This window comes from Pseudomonas sp. S60, from assembly GCF_016647865.1.
Classification (GTDB): domain Bacteria; phylum Pseudomonadota; class Gammaproteobacteria; order Pseudomonadales; family Pseudomonadaceae; genus Aquipseudomonas; species Aquipseudomonas parafulva.
The window spans coordinates 1-23,877 of the sequence record NZ_JACVVH010000035.1; the positions used below are offsets into that span (position 1 = coordinate 1).

21 protein-coding genes are annotated in these 23,877 nt (G+C 62.8%); 9 read left to right on the top strand and 12 right to left on the bottom strand.

Annotation, left to right across the window (positions count from 1 at the left end; genetic code table 11):
- Positions 1 to 240: 240 nt before the first annotated feature.
- Together rhtA and IAE33_RS17520 are read left to right on the top strand one after the other, a co-directional pair.
- Entirely contained in the window at positions 241 to 1,128 is an 888-nt protein-coding gene (rhtA, locus tag IAE33_RS17515; protein WP_201164442.1) for a threonine/homoserine exporter RhtA, read from the top strand.
- A gap of 189 nt (positions 1,129 to 1,317) precedes the next feature.
- Positions 1,318 to 1,599, top strand: a complete 282-nt coding sequence (locus IAE33_RS17520; protein ID WP_028632588.1) for a hypothetical protein — start codon at positions 1,318 to 1,320, stop codon at positions 1,597 to 1,599.
- Positions 1,600 to 1,643: 44 nt separating this feature from the next.
- Here IAE33_RS17520 and IAE33_RS17525 read toward each other — a convergent pair whose 3' ends face one another.
- The 3 genes from IAE33_RS17525 to IAE33_RS17535 form a co-directional block, all read right to left on the bottom strand.
- Positions 1,644 to 3,452 carry an aminopeptidase P family protein gene (locus IAE33_RS17525; RefSeq protein ID WP_201164443.1) on the bottom strand — a complete coding sequence of 603 codons (1,809 nt, stop codon included), beginning with the start codon at positions 3,450 to 3,452 and terminating at the stop codon, positions 1,644 to 1,646.
- 144 nt (positions 3,453 to 3,596) lie between these two features.
- Positions 3,597 to 3,974 (bottom strand): antibiotic biosynthesis monooxygenase, encoded by a 378-nt coding sequence (locus IAE33_RS17530; protein ID WP_201164444.1) that lies wholly within the window; start codon positions 3,972 to 3,974, stop codon positions 3,597 to 3,599.
- A gap of 98 nt (positions 3,975 to 4,072) precedes the next feature.
- Positions 4,073 to 4,636, bottom strand: coding sequence for a helix-turn-helix domain-containing protein (locus IAE33_RS17535; RefSeq protein ID WP_201164445.1), 564 nt, complete (start codon positions 4,634 to 4,636; stop codon positions 4,073 to 4,075).
- A gap of 83 nt (positions 4,637 to 4,719) precedes the next feature.
- Here IAE33_RS17535 and IAE33_RS17540 point away from each other — a divergent pair, with 83 nt between their 5' ends.
- The 7 genes from IAE33_RS17540 (at position 4,720) to IAE33_RS17570 (ending at position 11,856) form a co-directional block, all read left to right on the top strand.
- Positions 4,720 to 5,649, top strand: coding sequence for a DMT family transporter (locus IAE33_RS17540; protein ID WP_201164446.1), 930 nt, complete (start codon positions 4,720 to 4,722; stop codon positions 5,647 to 5,649).
- A 143-nt stretch (positions 5,650 to 5,792) separates the two neighbouring features.
- The gene (locus IAE33_RS17545) at positions 5,793 to 8,708 is read left to right on the top strand and encodes a monovalent cation/H+ antiporter subunit A (RefSeq protein WP_201164447.1); all 2,916 of its coding nucleotides are present in this window, start codon (positions 5,793 to 5,795) and stop codon (positions 8,706 to 8,708) included.
- The gene (locus IAE33_RS17550) at positions 8,708 to 9,052 is read left to right on the top strand and encodes a Na+/H+ antiporter subunit C (protein ID WP_186661221.1); all 345 of its coding nucleotides are present in this window, start codon (positions 8,708 to 8,710) and stop codon (positions 9,050 to 9,052) included. Before IAE33_RS17545 ends, IAE33_RS17550 begins: the two co-directional genes overlap by 1 nt.
- Entirely contained in the window at positions 9,049 to 10,734 is a 1,686-nt protein-coding gene (locus tag IAE33_RS17555) for a monovalent cation/H+ antiporter subunit D (RefSeq protein ID WP_201164448.1), read from the top strand. Before IAE33_RS17550 ends, IAE33_RS17555 begins: the two co-directional genes overlap by 4 nt.
- On the top strand, positions 10,731 to 11,219 hold the full coding sequence (locus tag IAE33_RS17560) for a Na+/H+ antiporter subunit E (RefSeq protein WP_201164449.1): 489 nt from the start codon (positions 10,731 to 10,733) through the stop codon (positions 11,217 to 11,219). Before IAE33_RS17555 ends, IAE33_RS17560 begins: the two co-directional genes overlap by 4 nt.
- Positions 11,216 to 11,494: a K+/H+ antiporter subunit F gene (locus tag IAE33_RS17565; protein ID WP_028632579.1), complete on the top strand. Its 279-nt coding sequence runs from the start codon at positions 11,216 to 11,218 to the stop codon at positions 11,492 to 11,494. The genes IAE33_RS17560 and IAE33_RS17565 overlap by 4 nt, the downstream gene beginning before the upstream one ends.
- Positions 11,491 to 11,856: a Na+/H+ antiporter subunit G gene (locus IAE33_RS17570; protein WP_060483500.1), complete on the top strand. Its 366-nt coding sequence runs from the start codon at positions 11,491 to 11,493 to the stop codon at positions 11,854 to 11,856. Before IAE33_RS17565 ends, IAE33_RS17570 begins: the two co-directional genes overlap by 4 nt.
- A gap of 12 nt (positions 11,857 to 11,868) precedes the next feature.
- Here IAE33_RS17570 and IAE33_RS17575 read toward each other — a convergent pair whose 3' ends face one another.
- The 9 genes from IAE33_RS17575 to IAE33_RS17615 form a co-directional block, all read right to left on the bottom strand.
- Positions 11,869 to 12,075: a hypothetical protein gene (locus tag IAE33_RS17575; protein ID WP_201164450.1), complete on the bottom strand. Its 207-nt coding sequence runs from the start codon at positions 12,073 to 12,075 to the stop codon at positions 11,869 to 11,871.
- A complete protein-coding gene (locus IAE33_RS17580) occupies positions 12,072 to 12,542 on the bottom strand; it encodes a hypothetical protein (protein WP_201164451.1) in 471 nt (156 codons plus the stop codon). Before IAE33_RS17580 ends, IAE33_RS17575 begins: the two co-directional genes overlap by 4 nt.
- A gap of 466 nt (positions 12,543 to 13,008) precedes the next feature.
- Positions 13,009 to 13,413: a TraR/DksA family transcriptional regulator gene (locus IAE33_RS17585; RefSeq protein ID WP_028632575.1), complete on the bottom strand. Its 405-nt coding sequence runs from the start codon at positions 13,411 to 13,413 to the stop codon at positions 13,009 to 13,011.
- 272 nt (positions 13,414 to 13,685) lie between these two features.
- On the bottom strand, positions 13,686 to 14,459 hold the full coding sequence (locus IAE33_RS17590; protein ID WP_201164452.1) for an enoyl-CoA hydratase: 774 nt from the start codon (positions 14,457 to 14,459) through the stop codon (positions 13,686 to 13,688).
- Positions 14,460 to 14,472: 13 nt separating this feature from the next.
- On the bottom strand, positions 14,473 to 15,600 hold the full coding sequence (locus IAE33_RS17595) for an acyl-CoA dehydrogenase (RefSeq protein WP_201164453.1): 1,128 nt from the start codon (positions 15,598 to 15,600) through the stop codon (positions 14,473 to 14,475).
- A gap of 8 nt (positions 15,601 to 15,608) precedes the next feature.
- A complete protein-coding gene (locus IAE33_RS17600; protein ID WP_201164454.1) occupies positions 15,609 to 16,802 on the bottom strand; it encodes an acetyl-CoA C-acyltransferase in 1,194 nt (397 codons plus the stop codon).
- An 11-nt stretch (positions 16,803 to 16,813) separates the two neighbouring features.
- Positions 16,814 to 17,581: an SDR family NAD(P)-dependent oxidoreductase gene (locus IAE33_RS17605; protein ID WP_201164455.1), complete on the bottom strand. Its 768-nt coding sequence runs from the start codon at positions 17,579 to 17,581 to the stop codon at positions 16,814 to 16,816.
- A 13-nt stretch (positions 17,582 to 17,594) separates the two neighbouring features.
- Entirely contained in the window at positions 17,595 to 19,241 is a 1,647-nt protein-coding gene (locus IAE33_RS17610) for an AMP-binding protein (protein ID WP_201164456.1), read from the bottom strand.
- 115 nt (positions 19,242 to 19,356) lie between these two features.
- Positions 19,357 to 23,838: an NEL-type E3 ubiquitin ligase domain-containing protein gene (locus tag IAE33_RS17615; RefSeq protein WP_201164457.1), complete on the bottom strand. Its 4,482-nt coding sequence runs from the start codon at positions 23,836 to 23,838 to the stop codon at positions 19,357 to 19,359.
- Positions 23,839 to 23,877 lie beyond the last annotated feature (39 nt).

The following is a 23,877-nucleotide window of genomic DNA, read 5'->3' on the forward strand; positions in this document are numbered from 1 at the left end:
TTATTTTGAAGTTTTTTGCGAGAAACTCGTTTAGCTTCAAACACTTGACTCAACGGCTCAGCTTGCTTCGCTTTGCTGCATCGTTGGAGTGGTGCGCATTATAGGCTGTTATCTCAGGCGGTCAACCTTTAATTTCAACTTTTGAAAGGCCACCTTAATGCAAGGCACGCCTTGTCGAGCGCGCAGCAATTGCGCACTATACTGCGCAACCGCCCCTTCCTTATGGAACACCCCCTCGCTATGAACACCCCGCCCCGCAGCCTGGCCGCTACGCTGTTCCCCATCGGCCTGCTGTTGATCGCCATGGCATCTATCCAGTCCGGCGCCTCATTGGCCAAGAGCATGTTCCCCATCATTGGCGCCCAAGGCACCACCACCCTGCGCCTGGTGTTCGCCAGCGTCATCATGTTGCTGATATTGAGACCCTGGCGGGCCCGCCTCAATAGCCGAACCCTGCGCAACGTAGTCATCTACGGCCTGGCCCTGGGCGGTATGAACTTCCTCTTCTATATGGCATTGCAGACAGTGCCCATTGGGATCGCCGTGGCGCTCGAGTTCACCGGCCCGCTGGCGGTTGCAATTTTTTCCTCGCGCCGCGCCATCGACTTTCTATGGATTGCCCTGGCCCTGTTTGGCTTGCTGCTGCTTCTCCCCGCAGGCCACGACGGCCAGGCACTTGACCCGACAGGTGCCGCGTACGCCTTGGGCGCTGGCGTCTGCTGGGCGCTCTATATTCTGTTCGGCCAACGCGCCGGAGCCGAGCATGGCGTGCAAAGTGCAGCCCTGGGCGTGGTGGTCGCAGCCTTGTTCATTGCGCCCATCGGTATCGCCCACGCCGGCGCCACCCTGCTCACCCCAGCCGTGATCCCCATGGCGCTGGGTGTCGCGATACTGTCAACCGCCCTTCCCTACAGCCTGGAAATGGTCGCACTGACGCGCATTCCTGCACGCACCTTCGGCACGCTGATGAGCATCGAACCTGCCTTCGGCGCGCTGTCCGGCCTGCTGTTTCTCGGGGAAGTCCTGTCCATGACCCAATGGCTGGCCATCCTTGCGATCATCACTGCCTCGGTGGGCACCACGCTTTCCATGCGCAAAGCGCCCAGCCCAGCGATCGCCGCTGACTGATATGAGAAATCTTTTCATTTGAGACAACGATAGTGATTGTGGCGACCGGCATCGCTGATTAAGCTGTCAAAGCACCATCATCTTCATGCTATCTAATGCATCGAACAGGGACGCTGGGAAATTTCAGGAAGAATCGTAGCGATAACGACGGAACCAGCTTGCTGATCCGTCCTGCATTTAAGGACAGGAATGAAACGTACCTTGCTCATCCTGGCCATCTTGGCTATTGCTGGATGTGCCGCCACGGCGAAGACCGAGGTAAAAAGGGGCAAGAAAGGCCTGCATATCAATTGCTCCGGCCTTTCTTCTTCATGGGACAGCTGCTACAGCAAAGCAGCCACCGCCTGCAGCTCACGCGGATACCGCGTCATTGCACGCTCAGGCGACAGCGATGAAGAGGATGGGGATTACCTGTTCGGGATCAACCCTGCGGGCTATACCAGCCGCAGCATGATCGTCATTTGCAAGTAAATGGGGCTGCCGTTGCGCAGCCCCATTCGTATGCAACAACCGCTCTACAGCAAGGCAGTACGAGCGTGAAGCCAGGCCAGCGCTTCACCCTCCAGATACGGTGCGAGCCGTTCACGCACCGTGGTGTGGTAACCGTTCAACCATGCCAGTTCTTCGACAGTGAGCCTCTCAGGCAACAAACAGCGGGTGTCGATAGGGCAGAGTGTCAGGGTTTCAAACGCCAGAAAGTCACCAAAGGCGCTTTTGCCTGCATTGCGGTTAGCCACCAGGTTCTCGATGCGAACCCCCCATTGCCCAGGCCGATAAGTGCCTGGCTCAATCGAGCTGATCATGCCTGCCTGCATCGCTGTTTGCGGTGAGGGCGTCGCCTGGTAGGCAATTACCTGCGGCCCTTCGTGCACATTCATGAAGTAACCGACACCGTGGCCGGTGCCATGACCGTAGTCCACCTGGTCGGCCCACAGCGGTGCACGGGCGATGGCGTCGAGCAACGGCGACAACACCCCCTGGGGGAATGTAGCCCGGGACAGTGCAATCATACCTTTGAGCACGCGCGTGCAATCCTGTTTCTGCAGCTCGCTGGGCTGACCCACCGGCACCATGCGCGTGATATCAGTGGTACCGCCCAGATACTGCCCGCCCGAATCGATCAGCAGCAGACCGTCGCCTTCGATCACTGAATGGGACTGCTCGGTTGCGCGGTAATGGGGCATGGCGCCGTTGGCATTGAAAGCCGCGATAGTGGCGAAACTCAGGGACACGAAACCGGGGCGGCGAGCCCTGGCGGCGCTCAGCTGCTCATCGATCGTCAGCTCGGTGATGACCTCGCTGCCCAGCCGGGCCTCCAGCCAGGCAAAGAACTCGCAGAGTGCTGCGCCATCCTGCTCCATTACCTGGCGAACATGCCTCAGCTCTGGCTCCCCTTTGCACGCCTTGCTCAACGTGGTGGGGTTTGGGCCTTCGAGCAACTGCACCGCATCGCCCAACTGGTCCATAAGCCCACACGTGACACGGGCAGGGTCGACCAACAACCGGCTGCCACCGGGGATATCAGCCAGCGCCGCCCCTGCCTGATCGTAATCGCGTACCTCTACACCGTCTGCCGCCAGAACAGCACGCAGGTTTTCGTCCAGCTTCCCGCTGCCGACAAACAGCAACGCCTGCTGCTGACTGATCAAGGCAAATGCGAGAAAGACAGGGTTGTATGACACATCGGTGCCGCGCAGATTGAACAGCCACGCAATGTCGTCCAGCGTGGCGAGAAAGTGCCAGTGCGCACCCTTCACCTGCATGACCTCGCGCAATGCGGCCAGTTTGTCCAACCTGGACACGGTGGCATAGGGCGGCAGGTGTTGGTAGACCGGATGGCCGGGCAACGCCGCACGCCCCTCCCACACCTGGCCAAGCACGTCTTTGTCAGTGACCAGGCGCACACCGCGATGGCCCAGGCGCTCACGCAATTGGCGCGCCGAGGCCAACGCCAATACCGCGCCATCCACCCCGACGCGACCATTGGCCGGCGCATGCTCGCCAAGCCAATCCAGCACTCCGGGCTGACCAGGCGAGAGCTTCATCAATTCAATGCCAGTGCCCGCGAGCTCATGCTCGGCCTGTTGCCAGTACCGGCTGTCTACCCACAACCCGGCAAACCCGGGCATGACCACCAGCGTACCTACCGACCCATGGAAACCCGACAGCCATCGGCGACCTTGCCAATGCTTGGGCAGATACTCTGAAAGATGCGGGTCGGCCGATGGAACCAGCAAGGCATCCAGGCCTTCGGCGGCCATGGCCTGGCGCACGCGCGCCAAGCGCTCTGGCGTAGGTTGCTCATAGGTAGGCTGCGCGTTCATGGGCTCTCCTGCAGGTGCGTCTGGGTTGATTCGTGGCACCGATAATGAAACAGCTCCCAGAGGGCTGCAATCAACATCGGCTTGTGCATGCCACTAGACCGCGCACATTTCAGCATTTCAGACGGGTGCTACACCGCTCAGGCGTTACCCCCGCTGCGCGTCATGCTCACCCATCTGGCAGTAGAGGGCACCGTGTGGGCCACGCGCCAGGCTGCGAAGCGCCTGGTAAGCAGCGAAGTGGGCCCCGCGCGCCTGGTAGCGCTGCAGCAATTGCACATACGACTCGTCGACAAAGTAGGCAGCAGCACCGACCCACGCCTGCCGGGACTCCCACTGCAGGTACTGCAGCACCCGGCTGCCGTCTTCGCTCGCCTGTATGCTGATCGTCTGCAACCCGTCGCATTGAAGTGCCAGCGCCTCACTGCTGTTCATCAACGCTTGCGCCAGCTCGCGCTGAAACAGGCTGGGTACCTGGTATTCGATCATCTGGGTGAACCAGATGGCAGTAGGGTTTGCCGACATTCACTCTCTCCTGGCCATTGGCGCTTGGTGCGCGATGCCGGAGAGGGTAAAACCTCAACTAAACTCGAGGTCAAGTGCCTGGCCGAGCTATTCGGCTTTCAGATGACGACGTTGCGCACAAAAGTGACTGCTGTCTCGCCGTCGTTCCGGTAGGCATAGCGGCAGTTACTGGGGAACACATGAAACTGCCCTTGCTGCAGCCGGTGTTCGGTGGCTTCGATGATCAATGTGAGCTGCCCCTGCGTCACATACAACTGTTCACTCCAGCCCTCGGCATCGGCCTCGCTGCGATAGCACTCGCCGGGAGCCAGGGTCCATTCCCACAACTCCACCTCGCGCCGCGCCACGCTGCTGCCCAGCAGCACTGCACGGCTTTGCGGGTGTTCACCGGCCCAGGCCAGTTCCTCGATGCGGCCTGGGTCACGCAAGTTGGGCGCCTGGATCAGTGTACTGAAAGCCACACCGAGGCTCTGGGCAATCAAGTCCAGTGTGGTGAGGCTGACATTCTTTTCACCCGCCTCGATGGCCACCAGCATGCGCCGGCTCACACCAGAGCGGTCGGCGAGCGCGGCCTGACTCATGCCTGCCGCGTGGCGCAAGTTGCGTACATTGAGGCTGACGTGCTGCAAAACCGAGGCGCGGTGTGAAGGGTCTTTGTGCACTATATTGCTCACTTACAATTGTTGCGCAGTATACTGCCCAGCGTGTGGCGATTGTGCGCCGCCCCCTACGAGCATGCAAGCCCATGACCACAGCCAGCCAACAGCCCACCCCCAGCGTCACGTTTCGCCTGAGCAAAGCGGAACTGGTGCTGATATTCATCACCATGTTGTGGGGTGGCACCTTCCTGCTGGTGCACAACGTGATGACCGTCAGCGGCCCCATGTTCTTCGTCGGCCTTCGCTTTGCCGCAGCTGCGCTGTTCGTGGGCATGGTTTCTGCGCGGGCGCTGGGCGGGCTCACACTCACCGAGCTCAAGGCTGGGATGCTGATCGGCGTGACCATCATGCTGGGTTACGGTCTGCAAACCATGGGCCTGCAGACCATAAGCAGCAGCCAGTCGGCGTTCATCACCGCACTCTACGTACCCTTCGTGCCACTGCTGCAGTGGGTGGTACTGGGGCGCAGGCCCGGCCTGATGCCGAGCATTGGCATAGGCATCGCGTTCGTTGGGCTCATGCTGCTGGCAGGGCCCGACAGCGGCAGTTTGCACATGAGCGAAGGTGAAGTGGTCACCCTGGTCAGCGCCATCGCCATCGCCGCCGAAATCATCCTGATCAGCCGCTTCGCCGGCCAGGTCGATGTACGACGGGTCACCGTGGTGCAACTGGCAACGGCCTCGGTGCTGGCGTTTCTGATGGTGGTGCCGACGCAGGAACGTATTCCGGACTTCTCCTGGCTGCTGCTGGCCAGTGCAGTGGGCCTGGGGGCCATGAGCGCCGTGATCCAGGTTGCCATGAACTGGGCACAGAAATCCGTATCGCCCACCCGGGCCACCTTGATCTACGCGGGCGAGCCTGTGTGGGCAGGCCTGGTCGGGCGCATGGCGGGGGAGCGCCTGCCCGGTGTGGCCCTGTTGGGCGGGCTGTTGATCGTGATCGCGGTGGTGGTCAGCGAGCTCAAGGTACGCCGCACGCAGCCACAGAATGAACGCGAACCCCAAGCCGACCTCTAACGCTGCGGCTATGCTTTGTAAAAAACTGTTATAAAAAAACAGCTTGTCACAGCGTATTTGTAGGATTCTGCGACAGCTTGCGGGTTGGTGATCGACCCCTCCGGCACGTATGATCCTTGGCAAACCTCTCAGAATAGAACTCTATGTCATTGATAGTGCTATTGCTTCTGCCGTTCGTGGGCAGTTTGCTGGCAGCCGCGCTGCCGCACAACGCACGGAACGCCGAGTCCATTCTTGCTGGGCTCGTGGCCTTGGTCGGTACCGTCCAGGTAGCACTGCTTTACCCTCAGATCGCCCACGGGGGCGTCATTCGCGAAGAGTTCTTGTGGCTGCCAAGCCTGGGGCTGAACCTGGTATTGCGCATGGACGGCTTTGCCTGGCTGTTCTCGCTGCTGGTACTGGGCATCGGCACCCTGGTGTCGCTGTACGCCCGTTACTACATGTCTCCGCAAGACCCGGTTCCACGCTTTTTCGCGTTTTTCCTGGCCTTCATGGGGGCCATGCTCGGCCTGGTCATCTCGGGCAACCTCATACAGCTGGTGTTCTTCTGGGAACTGACCAGCCTGTTCTCGTTCCTGCTCATTGGCTACTGGCACCACCGCGCTGACGCGCGTCGCGGCGCCTACATGGCCTTGATGGTCACCGGTGCAGGGGGCCTATGCCTGCTGGTGGGGGCGCTACTGCTCGGCCATGTGGCAGGCAGCTATGACCTGGACAAGGTCCTGGCTGCAGGTGACACCATCCGCCAGCACGCACTGTACCCCGTGCTGCTGCCACTGATCCTCATCGGCGCACTCAGCAAGAGCGCGCAGTTCCCCTTCCAGTTCTGGCTGCCCCACGCCATGGCGGCCCCCACACCGGTCTCGGCCTATCTGCACTCGGCGACCATGGTCAAGGCCGGGGTCTTCTTGCTGGCGAGGCTGTGGCCAGTATTGTCCGGCAGCGAAGAATGGTTCTGGATCGTCGGCGGTGCCGGCGCCTTGACGTTGTTGCTCGGCGCCTTCGCCGCCATGTTCCAGAACGACCTCAAGGGCCTGCTGGCCTACTCCACCATCAGCCATCTTGGCCTGATCACCCTGCTGCTTGGGTTGAACAGTCCGCTGGCCGCGGTGGCTGCCGTGTTCCACATCCTCAACCACGCCACCTTCAAGGCGTCGCTGTTCATGGCCGCAGGCATCATCGACCATGAAAGCGGCACCCGTGACATACGCCGTCTCAGTGGGTTGATTCGCCTGGTGCCCTACACTGCCACACTGGCCATGGTCGCCAGCGCATCGATGGCCGGGGTACCGCTGATGAACGGTTTCCTGTCCAAAGAGATGTTCTTTGCCGAAACCGTATTCATCACCTCCAGTGCCTGGATCGAAGCCTTGCTGCCGGTCATCGCCACCCTGGCAGGCACCTTCAGCGTGGCATACGCCCTGCGTTTCACCGTGGACGTGTTCTTCGGCCCCACGGCGCAAGACCTGCCGCATACCCCGCACGAGCCACCACGCTGGATGCGTGCGCCGGTCGAGTTGTTGGTCCTGACCTGCCTGGTGGTGGGCATCTTCCCGGCCCAGTCGGTTGGCCCACTGCTGGCGGCCGCAGCCCTGCCCGTGGTCGGCGGCACGCTGCCTGAATACAGCCTGGCGATCTGGCACGGCTGGAATGCCCCGTTGATCATGAGCCTGGTGGCCATGAGCGGCGGCGTAGTGCTGTACCTGATGCTTCGCAAGCAGATGCGCCGCGGGCGCTTCACGTACCCGCCGGTGATCGAACGCTTCAACGGCAAGCGCCTGTTCGAGCATGGGCAGATACAGCTGATGCTACTGGCCCGACACGTGGAGCGCCTGCTCACCAGTCGCCGCCTCCAGGCGCAGCTGTTCATGATCGTGGTGGCAGCGTTCCTCGCCGGCCTTACGCCCATGGTCTACAGTGGCCTCACATGGGGCGACCGGCCGAAGATTCCAGGCTCCGGCGTGTTCGTCGCACTCTGGCTCATCGCGATTGCCTGCGCGATTGGCGCCGCCTACCAGGCCAAGTACCACCGCCTGGCCGCACTGATCATGGTCAGCGTCTGCGGCCTGATGACCTGCATCACCTTCGTCTGGTTCTCCGCACCTGATCTGGCGTTGACCCAGCTGGTGGTGGAAGTGGTGACCACGGTGTTGATCCTGCTGGGCCTGCGCTGGCTGCCAAGGCGTATAGAAGGTGTATCACCACTGCCAGGCAAATTTGACAGGGCCCGCGCCCGACGCCTGCGCGACCTGCTGCTGGCGGTGCTGGTGGGCGGCGGCATGGCAGTGCTGTCCTATGCCATGCTCACGCGGCCAACGCCCAACGACATTTCCTCGTTCTACCTTAGCCGCGCACTGCCCCAGGGTGGTGGGACCAACGTGGTCAATGTGATGCTGGTGGACTTCCGCGGCTTCGACACCCTCGGCGAAATCACCGTGCTGGTCGCCGTGGCGCTTACCGTATTCGCCTTGCTGCGGCGCTTCCGCCCACCCAAGGAGAGCATGCAACTGCCCACACAACAGCGCCAGCTGGCGCCTGATGTGGTGACCGACCTGGTCAACCCACGCCACGCCACAGACACCGCCATGGGCTTCATGATGGTGCCGGCCGTGCTGGTACGCTTGCTGCTGCCCATCGCCCTGCTGGTCTCGATGTACCTGTTCATGCGGGGTCACAACCAGCCTGGCGGTGGCTTCGTGGCAGGTTTGGTCATGTCGGTGGCGTTCATCCTGCAGTACATGGTTGCCGGCACCCAATGGGTCGAGGCGCAGATGAGCCTGCGCCCACTGCGCTGGATGGGTATGGGCCTGCTGTGCGCGACCCTTACCGGTGCCGGGGCCATGCTGCTCGGCTACCCGTTCCTCACCACGCACACTGCCCACCTGCACCTGCCGGTACTGGGTGATGTGCACGTGGCCAGCGCACTGTTCTTCGATGTCGGCGTGTACACGGTAGTGGTCGGGTCGACCCTGTTGATCCTTACCGCACTGGCCCACCAGTCAGTGCGCGCCTACCGCCCGGCCAACCCGGCCAAGAACCGACAGACAGGAGCCGCCTGATGGAAGAAGTTATTGCAGTCGCCATCGGCGTGCTGGCCGCATCCGGGGTGTGGCTGATTCTGCGCCCCCGTACCTACCAGGTGATCATGGGCCTGTGCCTGTTGTCGTACGGGGTCAACCTGTTCATCTTCAGCATGGGGAGCCTGTTCATCGGCAAAGAGCCGATCATCAAGGACGGTGTAACGCAAGACTTGCTGCACTACACCGACCCGTTGCCCCAGGCGCTGGTGCTCACCGCGATCGTCATCAGCTTCGCCATGACCGCGTTGTTCCTGGTGGTGTTGCTGGCCTCCCGCGGGCTGACGGGCACCGACCATGTCGATGGCCGGGAGCGTGAGGAATGAGTGGCATGAGTCAGCTGATCGTCGCCCCTATCCTGCTGCCCCTGATCACCGCAGCTATCATGCTGTTGCTTGGCGAAAAGCACCGGCAAATCAAGGCCCGCCTGAATTTGCTCTCGACCTTCGCAGGCCTGTGTGTGGCTGTCAGCCTGCTGCTATGGGTGCGCACTCAGGGCCAGGCAGAATCGATCGGCGTGTACCTGCCGGGTAACTGGCCAGCACCGTTCGGGATCGTACTGGTACTCGATCACCTTTCTGCGCTGATGCTGACGCTGACCGGCATCATCGGTTTCTGCGCCCTGCTGTTCGCCCGAGCCCGCTGGGATGGGGCCGGCGCCAGCTTCCATGCATTGTTCCAGATCCAGTTGATGGGCCTGTACGGCGCCTTTCTTACCGCCGACCTGTTCAACCTGTTCGTGTTCTTCGAAGTATTGCTGGCTGCCTCGTACGGGCTATTGCTACACGGCTCTGGCCGGGCACGGGTACGGGCGGGGCTGCACTATATCGCTGTAAACCTGTTCGCTTCGTCATTGTTCCTAATTGGCGCGGCGATGTTGTACGGCGTTACCGGCACCCTGAACATGGCAGACCTGGCCCTCAAGATTCCACTGGTGCCCGAGGCCGACCGCGGCCTGCTGCACGCAGGTGCGGCCATCCTCGCCATGGCGTTTCTGGTCAAGGCCGGTATATGGCCGCTGAACTTCTGGCTGGTACCTGCCTACGCATCGGCCAGCGCCCCGGTGGCAGCGCTGTTCGCCATCATGACCAAAGTCGGCTTGTACGCCGTGCTGCGCCTGTGGACCTTGCTGTTCTCCGGCCAGGCCGGAGCCTCGGCCTATTTTGGCGGGGAATGGCTGGTGTATGGTGGCCTGGCAACGTTGGCAGTGGCGGCGGTGTCGATCCTGGCAGCCCAGCGCCTGGAACGCATGGCAGCGCTCAGCATCCTGGTTTCAGCGGGTACCCTGCTTGGCGCTGTCGGCTTTGCCCAACTCGCCCTGACCGGTGCTGCCCTGTTCTACCTGGTCAACTCCACCCTGGCCATGTGTGCGCTGTTCTTGCTGGCCGAACTGGTCGAACGCTCGCGCTCGGCCAATGAATTGCCGCTGGACGAAGAAGAAGACGCCATGCCGTCGCCGCTGGAGTCGCTTCACCCCCCAAAAGGCATCAACCTCGATGACCAGCAAAAAGCGGTGATCGGCCAGATCATCCCCTGGACCATGGCGTTCCTCGGCCTCAGCTTCATCGCCTGCGCCCTGCTGATTATCGGCATGCCGCCGCTCTCAGGCTTTGTGGCCAAGGTGAACCTGATCAGCGCACTGTTCAACCCTAACGGCCTGGGTATGCCGGCCGAGCAGCCGCTAGGCGCGGCCGGGTGGGGCCTGGTGGCGCTGCTGGTGTTGTCGGGCATGGCTTCGCTGATTGCCTTTGGTCGCGTGGGTATCCAGCGTTTCTGGAAGCCAGACGAGCGCCCTTCACCGGTACTGCGCCGCTTCGAATGCCTGGCGGTCGTGCTGCTGCTGGCCTTGTGCATGGCACTCAGTTTCAAGGCCGAGCCATTGCTGCGCTATACCCAGGACACGGCTGCGAGCCTGCAGGCGCCGGATGCCTACATCGACGCGGTGATGGCGGCGCGGCCAATACCTGGCCCGACTTCGTTCGACGTGCAGGCAGAGGTGCAACCATGAGCCGCCTGTTCCCCGCGCCTCTGCTCTCCCTGTCCTTGTTCGGCTTGTGGCTGCTGCTGAACCTTTCGGTGAGTGCCGGCAACCTGCTGCTGGCAGCCGCACTGGGTATCCTCGCACCGCTGCTGATGGCACCCCTGCGCCCGCAGCACGCCCACGTGCGCCGCCCATGGGTGATCGTGAAACTGATCGGTCGCGTAGGCCTGGATGTAATCCTGTCCAACCTGCACGTGGCACGGGGCGTACTGCGTGCCGGCAAACGCCCGCCCCGTTCGGCCTTTGTTCACATACCGCTGGCCTTGCGTGAACCCCACGGCCTGGCGGCGCTGTCGATGATCACCACCGTGGTACCCGGCACTGTCTGGTCTGAACTGGCGCTGGACCGCAGCGTGCTGTTGCTCCATGTGTTCGATCTGGAGGACGAGGCGGCTTTCATCAAGCACTTCAAGGACACCTACGAACGCCCGCTGATGGAGATCTTCCAATGACCGGCCTGCTCGCCAATGCTGTTCTAGCCAGCCTGTTCATCTTCGCACTGGCCATGGGGCTCACGCTGGTACGGCTATTCCGCGGCCCATCGGCCCAGGACAGGGTGCTGGCGCTGGACTACCTGTACATCCTGGCCATGCTGACCATGCTGGTGCTGGGTATCCGCTATGCCAGTGACACCTATTTCGAAGGCGCGCTGCTGATTGCACTCTTCGGTTTCGTCGGGTCGTTTGCCCTGGCCAAATTCCTGCTGCGCGGTGAGGTGATCGAATGACCGAATCTCTGACATTGCCCTTCTGGCTCGAGCTGGTCACAGCCCTGCTGCTGCTGACCGGCAGCCTGTTCGCCCTGGTCGGCGCAATAGGGCTGGTGCGCTTGAAAGACTACTTCCAGCGCATGCACCCCCCGGCACTGGCCTCGACCATCGGCGCCTGGTGCGTGGCGCTCGCGTCGATCATCTACTTCTCCTGGCTCAAGGAAGCTGCCGTACTGCACGCTTGGCTGATCCCGATTCTGCTGTCCATTACAGTGCCGGTCACCACGCTGTTGCTGGCGCGCGCCGGGCTATTTCGCAAGCGCCAGGCCAAAGAGCCGGTACCCGAAGAAGTCAGCAGCGGCCTGGACAGCGGCAACTGAGCGTGGCTGCCGTCACGCTTGGCTAAGGCGCTGCAATTCGCGCCTGACCATGGCGGCATAGGGCGGCGGCCCCAGCTGATAAAGCTCGGCCGCTACCCAACTCAACCAGCGTGCTTGCAGCTCACAACGCCGGGCCAGCAACCGCTCAGCCTCGGCCACCGCCCGCGCATGCTGCTGGCGATGGAACGCTGCACGGCTGCCAGTGCCATCCCCGGTCACTCACTGGCCTTGAAAGTAGTGAGTTCACCTTTACGCCATTTGGCAACCTTGCCCGTCACTGCCTTGAGCAGCTTGCCAAGGCCTTCCTGAACCTGCTGCTGGGCTGCGAACACCAGCATGACACCCTGGCCCTCACGGAACACGATGCCCTCGCCTTCGGGCACTGACACGAATGCGTAATCGCCTACCCCGTACACATTCAACTTGATATCGCGAAAGCGTATTTCCAACTTGCCGCCCTCGCGGCTCGGTAGCACGGCAGCACGAAAGTGGTCGCCGACTTTCAGCTCCAATCGCTGTTTGTCATCCACCACCAACGCGCTTTCGGTATCGATTTCGGCCATGTAAAGGCCATCAGGGTTCTGTTCGGTAACGTAGACAAAACGGCCCTGAAACAAATGAGCCAACTTGCCGCGCAGGTCGCCCAGGGCGAACAACGCATGCGTATCAAGAGTACTGACTGCCAATGAAGTAATCCTCAACCGGTTACTACCCGCGCCCGTCAACGCTCGACGAGGCACGGCCGTTTCTAATCGATAGGCTAAAAGACTAATAAAACACGCTGTGAAATGTCTGCCCCCGCTGGCGCTGCAGCGTGCAGGAATTTTTACTGTGGCTTGCCGGCTTCGCCGTCGTTAAAAGACTTGGGGCATGCTCCCACGGCGATGAGCGTTTAGTCTGACACTCACTGCCTGTAAAAATGCGGTTCAGGAATGGGCCTGCGCGATACGAGCCCTGACATCCACTTGCGCACTGCTGGCGGGGGAATATGCCCGAAAACGGTGAAACCCGTCGAGAGCCAATCCCTATTTAGCAGGCCGCAGGGACTTTGCGCAACTGCCACTGCTGTGCCCGGCGTATGTAGCCGATCAACCCGCCAGAAAAGCAAAAAGCCCCAGGGATCGCTCCGTGGGGCTGTGCATCGCGTGCGGATCAGACCTGGCGCTGGTGGCGGTCCAGCTGCTCGTGGCGCTCCTGGGCTTCGATGCAGTACTTGGTGGTCGGGCTGATAAGCAGACGCTTCAGGCCGATGGGTTCACCGCTGTCGTCGCACCAGCCGAAGCTCTCGTCAGTGATGCGGTCCAACGCCATCTCCAACTGTGGCAGCAGGCGCTGATCACGGTCGATGGCGTTCACCAGCCAGCTGCGCTCTTCTTCAACCGACGCCACATCGGCAGGGTCCGACGGGGTGTCCAGGCCTTCGATGGTGGCGCGGCTCAGCTCGATGCGTTCATGGGTTTCGACTTTCATCGCTTGCAGCAGCTGTGTGAAGAAGGCCAGCTGATCAGCGTTCATGTAGTCATCGGCCGACATGGCCAGCAACTGTTCCTTGGTCATCGAATTCTCTATGAAAATATGTGCATTTGGGCGATTCGGTTGCCGCCGACGCCCAGGCATCGGCAGCGAAATTCTTCAAGCGCCAATCGGCACTCTTTTACAGGGGGCGGAAGTCTAAGGCGCCACGTCGCCTGGAGCAACAGCAATCGCGGGCGAATTTGCGTGAAGGGGGCAGATTCCGCTGGTCGGTGCGCACAAAGCAGGCCGCCACCGGCAAGTGCCCTTGCAGGTGGCGGCAGCATCCAGCAACTCAAGCAGGCACGCGGCAGGGCTCAACGGTCCTTGAACTGCGCCTCGCGCTTGGCGATAAAGGCCGACATGCCTTCTTTCTGGTCTTCAGTGGCGAAGGCTGCGTGGAACACCCGGCGCTCGAAGCGCACCCCCTCGCTCAGCGTCACCTCGAAGGCGCGGTTCACGCTTTCCTTGACCATCATGCTCACCGGCACCGACTTGCTGGCGATGGTCGCTGCCACCTTGAGGGCTTCTTCCAGCAGTTCGGCCTGGGGCACCACACGCGCCACCAGCCCCGCCCGCTCCGCCTCTTCAGCCCCCATCAGGCGCCCGGTGAGGCACAGCTCCATGGCCTTGGCCTTGCCCACCGCACGCGTCAGGCGCTGGGTACCGCCCATGCCGGGCAATACACCGAGGTTGATTTCCGGTTGGCCGAACCGGGCGTTATCGCCCGCCAGGATGAAATCGCACATCATGGCCAGCTCGCAGCCGCCGCCCAAGGCAAAGCCAGACACCGCGGCAATGATCGGCTTGCGGCGGTTGGCGATGCGGTCGGCGTCGGCGAACAGGTCATCCACATAGATTTGCGGGTACTCAAGGCCGGCCATCTCCTTGATATCGGCGCCTGCGGCAAACGCCTTGGCAGAGCCTGTTAGCACGATGCAACCAATTGCCGGGTCGCGCTCCAGCTGGTCCAGGGCCTGATTGATCTCGCTGACGATCAGCGCGTTCAGTGCGTTCAGTGCCTGAGGGCGATTGAGTGTAATCAGCCCGACCTTGCCGTGGATGTCCAACAGGATGGTTTCGAATGCCATGCGGTCTGCTCCTTCAAAGATTGCGCGCAATGACCATGCGCTGAATATCGCTGGTGCCTTCGTAAATCTGGCAAACCCGTACGTCGCGGTAAATGCGCTCCAGCGGGAAGTCACTCAGATAGCCATAACCCCCCAATGTCTGCAAGGCATCCGAACAGACCTTTTCGGCCATTTCCGAGGCGAACAGCTTGGCCATCGACGCCTCCACCAACGCCGGGCGCCCGGCGTCACGCAGCGCAGCGGCGTGCAGCACCATCTGCCGGGCGACGGCAATTCGGGTAGCCATGTCTGCCAGCCTGAAGGCGACGGCCTGGTGCTCTACCAACGCCTTGCCAAAGCTCTGCCGCTCGCGCGCATAGTCGCGGGCCACCTCGAACGCAGCCCGGGCCATGCCCACGGCCTGGGCCGCGATACCGATACGCCCGCCTTCGAGGTTGGCCAACGCGATGCGGTAGCCCTCGCCCTCTTCACCCAGCCGGTTGGCCACGGGTACGCACACATGGTCGAACACGATCTGGCACGTGTCGGAGGCGTGCTGGCCCAGTTTGTCTTCAACCCGCGCTACCTGATAACCCTGCGAGTCGGTGGGGACGATGAAGGCACTGATACCGCGCTTGCCAGCGCTGGGGTCGGTGACGGCGAACACGATCACCACGCCGGCATTCTGCCCGGAGGTGATGAACTGCTTGCTGCCGGTCAGCACGTAGTGGTCGCCTTCACGCCGCGCACGCGCCTTCAGGCTGCTGGCATCAGAGCCTGCCTGGGGTTCGGTGAGAGCGAACGCCCCCAACATCTCGCCTGTGGCCAACGGCGTCAGAAACTGTGCCTTCTGTTGGTCGCTGCCAAAACGCAGAATGGGCACACACCCTACCGAGTTATGGACGCTCATGATGGTCGAGCAGGCACCATCACCGGCGGCGATCTCCTCCAGGGCCATGGCATAGGCCACGTAACCCGTGTCACTGCCGCCCCACTGCTCGGGCACCAACATGCCGAACAGGCCAAGCCCGGCCATTTCCTCGATGGCCTCCTTGGGAAACCGGTGAGCCTTGTCCCATTGCTCGGCAAAGGGCTTGAGCCGCTCCTGGGCGAAACTGCGCACCGCATCGGCGATCTGTTGTTGCTCGTCGTTAACCAGCATGCTTCACCTCAGTACAGGCATTCGATAGCCATGGCCGTAGCCTCGCCACCGCCAATGCAGATGGCCGCTACACCACGGCGCAGGTTGTTCTGACGCAGCGCGTGCAGCAGCGTGACCAGAATGCGCGCGCCGGAAGCACCAATCGGGTGGCCCAGCGCACAGGCACCGCCATGGATGTTGACCTTCTCATGGGGCAGGTCCAGGTGTTTCATGGCCGCCAGGGTCACCACAGCGAAGGCTTCGTTGATCTCGAACAGGTCGACGTCGCTCAGGCTCCAGCCGGTGCGCTTCATCAGCTTGTCCATGGCACCGATAGGCGCAGTGGGGAACAGTGCAGGGGCATCAGCGAACGCGGCATGCCCATGGATCACCGCCAGCGGTTGCAACCCGCGCTGGTCGGCCTGGGAGCGACGCATCAGCACCAATGCTGCGGCGCCATCGGAAATGGAACTGGCGTTGGCTGCGGTCACTGTCCCGCCTTCGCGGAAAGCTGGTTTGAGCTGGGCGATCTTGTCCAGGCGCGCCTTGGGTGGCTGCTCGTCATCCTTGATGACCCGCTGCTGCTTGCCCTCGATCACATCCACCGGCACGATCTCCGCAGCGAAGCGGCCGGCCGTAATGGCCTGCTGGGCACGGGTGAGCGACGCCAGGGCGAACTGGTCCTGGGCCTCGCGGCTGAAGCCATTGGCCTGCGCGCAGTCCTCGGCGAAGGTGCCCATCAGCCGGCCCTTGTCGTAGGCGTCTTCCAGGCCGTCCATGAACATGTGGTCGATGATTTTGCCGTGGCCCATGCGGTAGCCCGCACGGGCCTTGTCCAGCAGGTAGGGGGCGTTGCTCATGCTCTCCATGCCGCCGGCCACCACCACATCGGCGGTGCCGGCCAGCAGCAGGTCATGGCCCATGATGGCCGCCTGCATGCCCGAGCCGCACATCTTGTTCAAGGTGGTGCAGGTGGTGTGCTTGCCCAGCCCTGCGCCCAACGCCGCCTGGCGTGCCGGCGCCTGGCCCTGGCCGGCCGGCAGCACGCAACCGAACAGCACCTGGTCGACACTGGCTGCATCCAGGCCGGCGCGCTCGACAGCCCCACGAATGGCTACGCTGCCAAGCTGCGCTGCAGTCAGGCTCTTGAAGTCGCCCTGCAGCCCGCCCATGGGGGTGCGTGCAGCGCTGACGATTACCACCGGATCATTGCCCAGGTTCATGATGCTTCTCCTTACTTGGCCGCCATGCGCAGCGCACCGTCAAGGCGGATCACCTCGCCGTTGAGCATGCTGTTCTCGATGATATGCCGCGCCAGCGCGGCGTACTCCTGCGGGCGGCCGAGCCGTGGTGGGAACGGCACGCCGGCCGCCAGCGAAGCCCGCACTTCTTCGGTCATGCCAGCCATCATGGGGGTTTCGAAAATGCCCGGGGCTATGGTCATCACCCGGATGCCATGACGCGCCAGCTCGCGGGCAGCAGGCAGCGTCAGGCTGGCAATCGCCCCCTTCGACGCCGCGTAGGCCGCTTGGCCAATCTGCCCGTCATAGGCGGCTATGGAGGCCGTATTGATGATGACCCCGCGCTCGCCCCCCTCGTCGGCAACCCCTTCAGCCATGGCCTCGGCGGCGAGCCGCAGCATGTTGAAGCTGCCGACCAGGTTGACGTTGATGACCGCGGCAAAGCTGGCCAGGCGGTGCGGGCCCTGCTTGCCGAGCACCTTTTCTGCGCCAACGATGCCTGCGCAGTTGACCAGGCCGTGCAGGCTGCCAAACGCACTGAGGGCAGCCGCCACGGCGGCCTTGGCGGCCGCTTCGTCGCTGATGTCTACCACGCTGAACCTGGCCCTCTCGCCCAACGCCTGGGCTTTGGCCTCGACCGCCTCCGCGTTGAGGTCCACCAGCATCACCGAGGCACCGGCCTCGATCAGCATCTGCGCAGTGGCAGCCCCCAGGCCGGAGGCTGCGCCGGTGACGATGAAATGTTTGTTGGCTATCTGCATGTCGGGTTTCCTTTCAGGCGCCGGCGTTATTGGCTTGTTGCGCTTGTTGTCTGGCCACTTCCTGGTTACGCAGGATGAAGCGTTGCAGCTTGCCGCTCGGGGTCTTGGGCAGCTCGCTGACGAATTCGATTTCTCTTGGGTAGGCGTGGGCGTAGAGCCGTTGGCGAACATGCTGGCGCAACTGCTCTTCCAATTCGTCACTCGCCGTGAAGCCATTGGCCAACACCACGAATGCCTTGATCAGCTCGGTACGCTCTGGGTCCGGCTTGCCAACCACTGCCGCCTCCACCACCGCCGCATGCTCGATCAGCGCACTCTCCACGTCGAACGGCCCCACCCGGTAGCCCGATGTGGTGATCACATCATCGCTACGCCCGACAAAGCTGATGCTGCCGTCCGGGTTCAATTCGACGGTGTCGCCGCTGAGGTAGTACTTGCCGGCAAATGCCTTGGTCGGCAAGCCGTGATAACCCGCAAACCAGCACATCGGCGACTGCTCGCGGTCAACGGCCAGAATACCCGGCTGGCCCGGTGGCAACTCGCAACGCTGCTCGTCCAGCACCACGATGCGGTGCCCGGGCACGGCAAAACCCGCTGCGCCCAGGTGCACGGGATGGGCAAGGCCATGGTGGTTGCACAGCACCATCCCCAGTTCGGTTTGCCCGTAATGGTCATGGATGGTCACACCCAGTTCGTCGCCAAACCAGCGGATAACCTCGGGGTTCAGCGGCTCACCGGCACTGCTGACCACCCGCAGGCACCCCTTGACCGGTGCAGAAAACTGCTCGCCCGCAGCGATGAGCAGGCGGTAGGCCGTCGGCGAGCCGGCAAGGTTGGTGATACCCCGTGTGCGGATCACCCGTGCGCAGCTCTCCACGCTGAACGGCCCGTCATAGAAGGTGGTCGCGTACCCAAGCGACAACGGCCCGGTCACAGCGTAGTAAAGGCCATACGCCCAACCGGGGTCGGCCAGGTTCCAGAACCTGTCCTCGCCGCGCAGGTCGATGGCGTCACGCATGTAGCCCTGAAACGCAACGATTGCCCTCAGGGGGACCTGCAGCGGTTTGGCAGGCCCGGTGGTGCCGGAAGTGAACATCAGCAGAAACGGGTCATCGCCCGTCAGCATCACCGGGTCGCACCCTTGTGGCGTCTGCTCCAGGCACTGCTGGAAGTCCAGCTCACCGTTACGGGCATTGACCGTGATGATCAGCGGGCAAGCCTGCACATCGTCCAGCTTGAAGCGGTTATGGCTGTCGGTGACCACCACCCGGGTGTGCGACTGATGCAGGCGGTGCTCGATGGCCGTCGGCCCGAAAGCGGTGAACAGCGGCTGGTACACGGCGCCCAGGCGCCAAGTGGCCAAAATCGTCACCAGCAATTGCGGGGTACGCGGTAGGAGGCCCGCCACCCGGTCACCGGCTGCCACACCCTGCGCCTTCAGCACGCTGGCAAACCGAGCGGCAAGCGCCTGCAGTTGCTCGAAACTCAACTGTTCGGTATTGCCATCTCGGTCTTCCCAATGCAGGGCCAGCTTGCCACTGCCGACATGGCGATCGCAGCACTCCACGCAGGCATTGAGCGCGTCTAGGCTGCCGTGCAGCGCGGCGCTGGCAGTGTCGAAATAATTGAACGAACGGGCAGCCTCGGCGTAATCACGCATCGTCGGACTCCTGGCTTGTTTTTGTTGGAGTGGTCCGACGATGTTCGCGCCGACCAGGCGCTGGGGCAATGGCCAAAGCTGTCAATGTGGCTGACCGGTTTGGCCGCTGAAGGCCTCAGCCCAAGCCCCGCTCCCGGCCGAATAGCAACTGACGCGTCAGTTCTTCTACAAGCATCTGCCGATCCCCGGCATGCTCGATTTCCAGGTCGTCCCACTCCAATTGGTATTGATCAGCTGGCAGCTCGCCTTGTCGCGCAGCCAAGGCAGCGCGGCGCGCGGCCAGGCGTGCATCGAGGGACGCGAAGGCCTGGGGGTGTAGGGTTTGCATGCAACGCTCCCAAAACGCCCTTTGGGCCAGGCTGACAGCCAGCGCGTCGGGTGGCTGCGCCGACAGCACCTCCTGGCAGGCCTGGTCGAGCTGGGCCTGGGTCACGTTGGCGGCCTCCTCGTAGCGCATCGCTTGGGGCTGGCACGGCAGGTTCAGCCGCACCCGCAAACGGACGCGGTATTGCAGGCTGAGCGCGATCTGGTCGACCCATTCGCGAGCGGCCAACCGCTGCATGATATCGCGCCTGACCACCTGCTCCAGCCGTTCCAGGCGAAACAACTGCTGGCCGAGCATCAGCAGGTCATTGCTTCGATCCGGCAGCGTATAATGCTCGGCCGCCTCGGCCAGCACCCTCAGTTGCAGCTCACAGAAACGGTCAGCGACCGTGTTGGCACAGGTCAAAGGCAATTCGGCCAAGCTGAAGACACGCTGTCGCAATTGAGCGTTGCCATCAATCGCTTCAAGTACCGACCAGACTCGCTCGGCAAGGTAGAACGAGGCTTGCTGGTAGTCGCCAGTGTCCTGCAGGCGGCTGAGCACCCTGAGCAGGCCGCCACTGCGCGGCATTGCCATGATCCGGTCCCACAGCGCTTGCCGGCCGGGCGTCTGCTGCACATCGATGGCATCCAGCCACAGCCGACGGGTTGCGGTCGGCTCGACGGCCCGCCGGGCCTCAGGCAAGTGGAAGTGCTCAGCGATGGTGTCGAGTGCGAAGAGCTGCTGGATGTCCGCCATGCTCAAGCGGTTACGGTCTACCATCAGGCCGAGCCGTTGCACGTGGGGCATTGAAAGGATTGCCTGCGGCACCAGACCCAGCTGGTTGTCCCGCAAGTCTGCCCGTTCCAGGCCTGCACACAGCTCCAGCCCCGAAGGCCATTCACCCAGTTGGCAATGGCGCAGGTTCAGCTCAACCAGGTGTGTCAACTGGTTGTAACGCACATGGAAGGCCCCAAGCGGGTTGTAGCTCAAGTCCAGCGAGCGCAGGTGGGGCAGGCCATTCATTACATCCAGGGCATTGCGGTTCAGACGAATGCGGTTGTGCCCCAGACGCAACGTGCGTAGCTCTACAAGGTAAGCGAGGCCGACCGGTACCTGCAGCAGACGGTTGTTGGAGAGGGTCAGCTCACGCAGGCCACTGAATGCACGAAGAAAGTCTGTAGGCACCTGTGTGATGGGTACGTCGCGGACCACCAGCGCCCTGATCTGGGGAAAATCGATGTGCCCGGGCAGCTCCGGCAGGCTGGCCAGGTTCAGGTTGATCAGGCTCAGCCGCTGGCCCTGCCCGTCGCTGCCCCAGGGTTCCCCTTGCAGCCGCCATGCCCGGCGCAGCCGCGCCGCCACCTGCTGGCGCACAGCCTGGCGTCCAGGGTCGAACTCGAAGCTGGCCCATCGGCTCAGATGCCGCTCAAGGTCGGCGAAGTCTTCCTCCAGCTCGAGCAATGCGTCGTAGGCAGACCGCGGCCCGTCCACCAAGCGGGCCAGTTGCTCATCGATCTGCGCATCGTTCAACCCTGGGTACAGATTACGTAAACGATCGCGCAGCACGCGCTGAGGGCTTGGGTACCGAGGCAGGCGCCCGCTCAAGGGGTAGCCGACACGGCCATCGGGCATGCGCCGGCCAGGGTTGAACCAGCGGGCCTGGGGCGCCCAGCCGAGCACTCGGCTGATCGCGTCATGGCTGGGCGGAAGGTGCTTGAGCAATTGCTCGCGCAGCGCGGTGATCGGTTCAGCGCCCGCAAGCCCCAATGCCTCGGACTGCGCAGGGGTCAACACCCCCAGCAAGCACTCGAACAGGCTGCCCGACTCATGGACCAACGCGCCGTAGCCGGGCGCCACCTCTTCGCGCACCTGGAAAAGCCCATCCTTGTGCACTACTTTCAGCACGGAAGCGTTCTCCACCCGCGCGCCCAAAACAGCGATACGGCGCCCCGGATCACTCATACTCCAGAGTTCCAGGTACCGGGGCGGCCACCCTTCGAGCTGGCGCAACAGCGCGAACGCAAGCTCACCGGTTTCATCGCTATAGGCGTGGTCCAGATACAGGCCACAAACCGCACGGCTCAGCCGGGCGACCCGCATCAGCGCTGCGCCCTGCTGCAGGCTACGCAGCGGCAACTTGCCTTCAGCCAACGCAAGCTGTCGCTCAACGGCGCCCATTTCATGGGCCAACGTTTGGGCATAGGTGACAGGCAGCCCTGGCAAGTCACGCGCCATTACCGCCAGCAGGGGGTCGTCGTCGGCTTCCTGGCGGCACAGATGCTCGAACAGGCGCCTGCGTAGCCGAGGGGCCGCAGCCAGCAGCTCGTCACGCGCCCCGGCCTCCAGCGATATGCCACACGCGTCAAGGCACCATTGCAGAACCTGGGCATCATCACGGGGTATCGAGCCTGCCTGCAAGCCGGCAAAGAACTTGCCGATTCGCCTGTCTGCGCTGAACCGCAGCAGGGTATCGTGCAGGTTGGCCGGTGTATCCCGGCACTCCACCTGCAGCCCACGCAGCTCATCCATGTCGACACCTGCGGCAAGCAGCACGCGAGATGCTTCTGTTTCGTCCAGCGGGGTGTGCAAGGGCCACACGCTGTTCAGCAACGCCTGGGGGTGCTGTTGCTCAAGCGGTCGTGCATCAGTCAATCGCCAACTGCGGCTGCCAAATGCCTCGATACGCGGCCCATAGCCGCCTGGGCGCCGAGGGTGACAAATACGCCAAGGGCCATCGCCTTGCGGGCGGTGCACGGGATAGTAGTGTTGGCCGACCCGAAGCAATCTATGGCCCTGATCGCGATGCAGCCCATCCGCAGACAGTTGAGGGTACTCGGGCGTCAACGCATAAGGCTTCAGGTCATTGGCCCACAGCCGCTTGCGGCCGTCACCGAGCACAACCGGTTCCAACCCTTCGACAAATTCACTGGCGGCAAAACCGCGGGCCGTCAGGTTGACGCCTGCTGCAACCGCAGCCGTCACCGCCAAGGTTTCCGCTACGCCCAACATGTGTTCCAGCGCCTCATGCTGGTGCCCGTGGTACCAGTCGGCTGCGCCCTCGAAAACCTCAGCAAGCGTCTGAACCACCAGTTGCCCCAGCAACATGGCCCCGACCAGCGGGATGAACAAGCCTGCGAGGTTGGCCAGGCCCAGGCCGACAGACAACCATTGCTCACGCAGCGTTGCCGATGCCTGTTGATCCACCAGCGCGGTGGGCACCAGTAATAGCCGGGCATCGTCCTTGACCCGTTGTACCTGCTGCGTGACCAGCATGCTGAAAATGTCCCCGACCTGGGGCACGCCCTCCAGCGCCAGGTCTGGCACGGGGTCAGCCAGCCGCTTACCCAGCAACTGCAAAAATGCGGCGCGGTCCTGCACTGCCACCAACTGGCTGAGGTAGCTGCGGTACCCCGGCTCGCGCAAGGCATCGGCCAACACGGCGTTCATCCGTGCGGCAGAGGTGAAGTAACGCAAGGCCTGCGTGGGATCGCTGGGCAGGTACAAGACCAGACCCTGGTCGTTACCGCGTGCGTCGCGCAGCTGGATCAGCAAGGCATCGGCCAAGGTATGCCCCAGCACACTGAACAGGCCTGGATACCCATGAAGGTCCTGGCTCCCTGCATCACTGCTGGCGATGCGCGCCAGTGCCAATTGCTGAGGCGCGGCAAGGTCACCGCGCAGTGCGGCAATTTCGGTCGCCAGGCTCAGTGCTGTGCGTTTGTCCTGGGCCAATGCCTCACAGGTCTGCTCGGTAAACACCTGCGTCAGCAGCCGTTGATAACGCTCACCAGCATCCAGCCCGCGGCAGGCCAGGACCAAGGCGTCGGTGTCCCCGGAAAGCGGGGTGCTCTCGCCTTCCATCACCAAGCCACTGCCCTGATAGAAACTGGCCTTGTCTTCGAAATTCTGCATCAGCCGCAATACCGCAGGTTCTCGCCACTCGATGACGGCTTGCACCGGCAGGGCGACACCCGGTGGCACCGAGAACCTGCGACGAATTTCGAGCCACTGCAGCTTTTCCAGGCCCGGGCTGCCAGGCAGGCCCTCGACCAGGCGTTGCATGTGCAGCTGGGCAAAGCTGTGCAATGGCACCAGGCGTCGCGTGGCGGAACGTACCTGCGCCTGGCTGGCGTGATGCGCCTTGAAACGGTCGCGCAGGCGATTGATCTGGGCGGGGGACGCCCGCTTCAACCACTGGGGCAGCCGGGCGCCGATGAAGTCATGGGTGGCACGCGCCATCTTGGCGTCGCGCTGTGCAGTGGATGTTGCGGGCGTTGCGCTGTCAGTCATTGGGGTTGGTCCAGAGAGAGGGCTAACCGCTCGACTCTG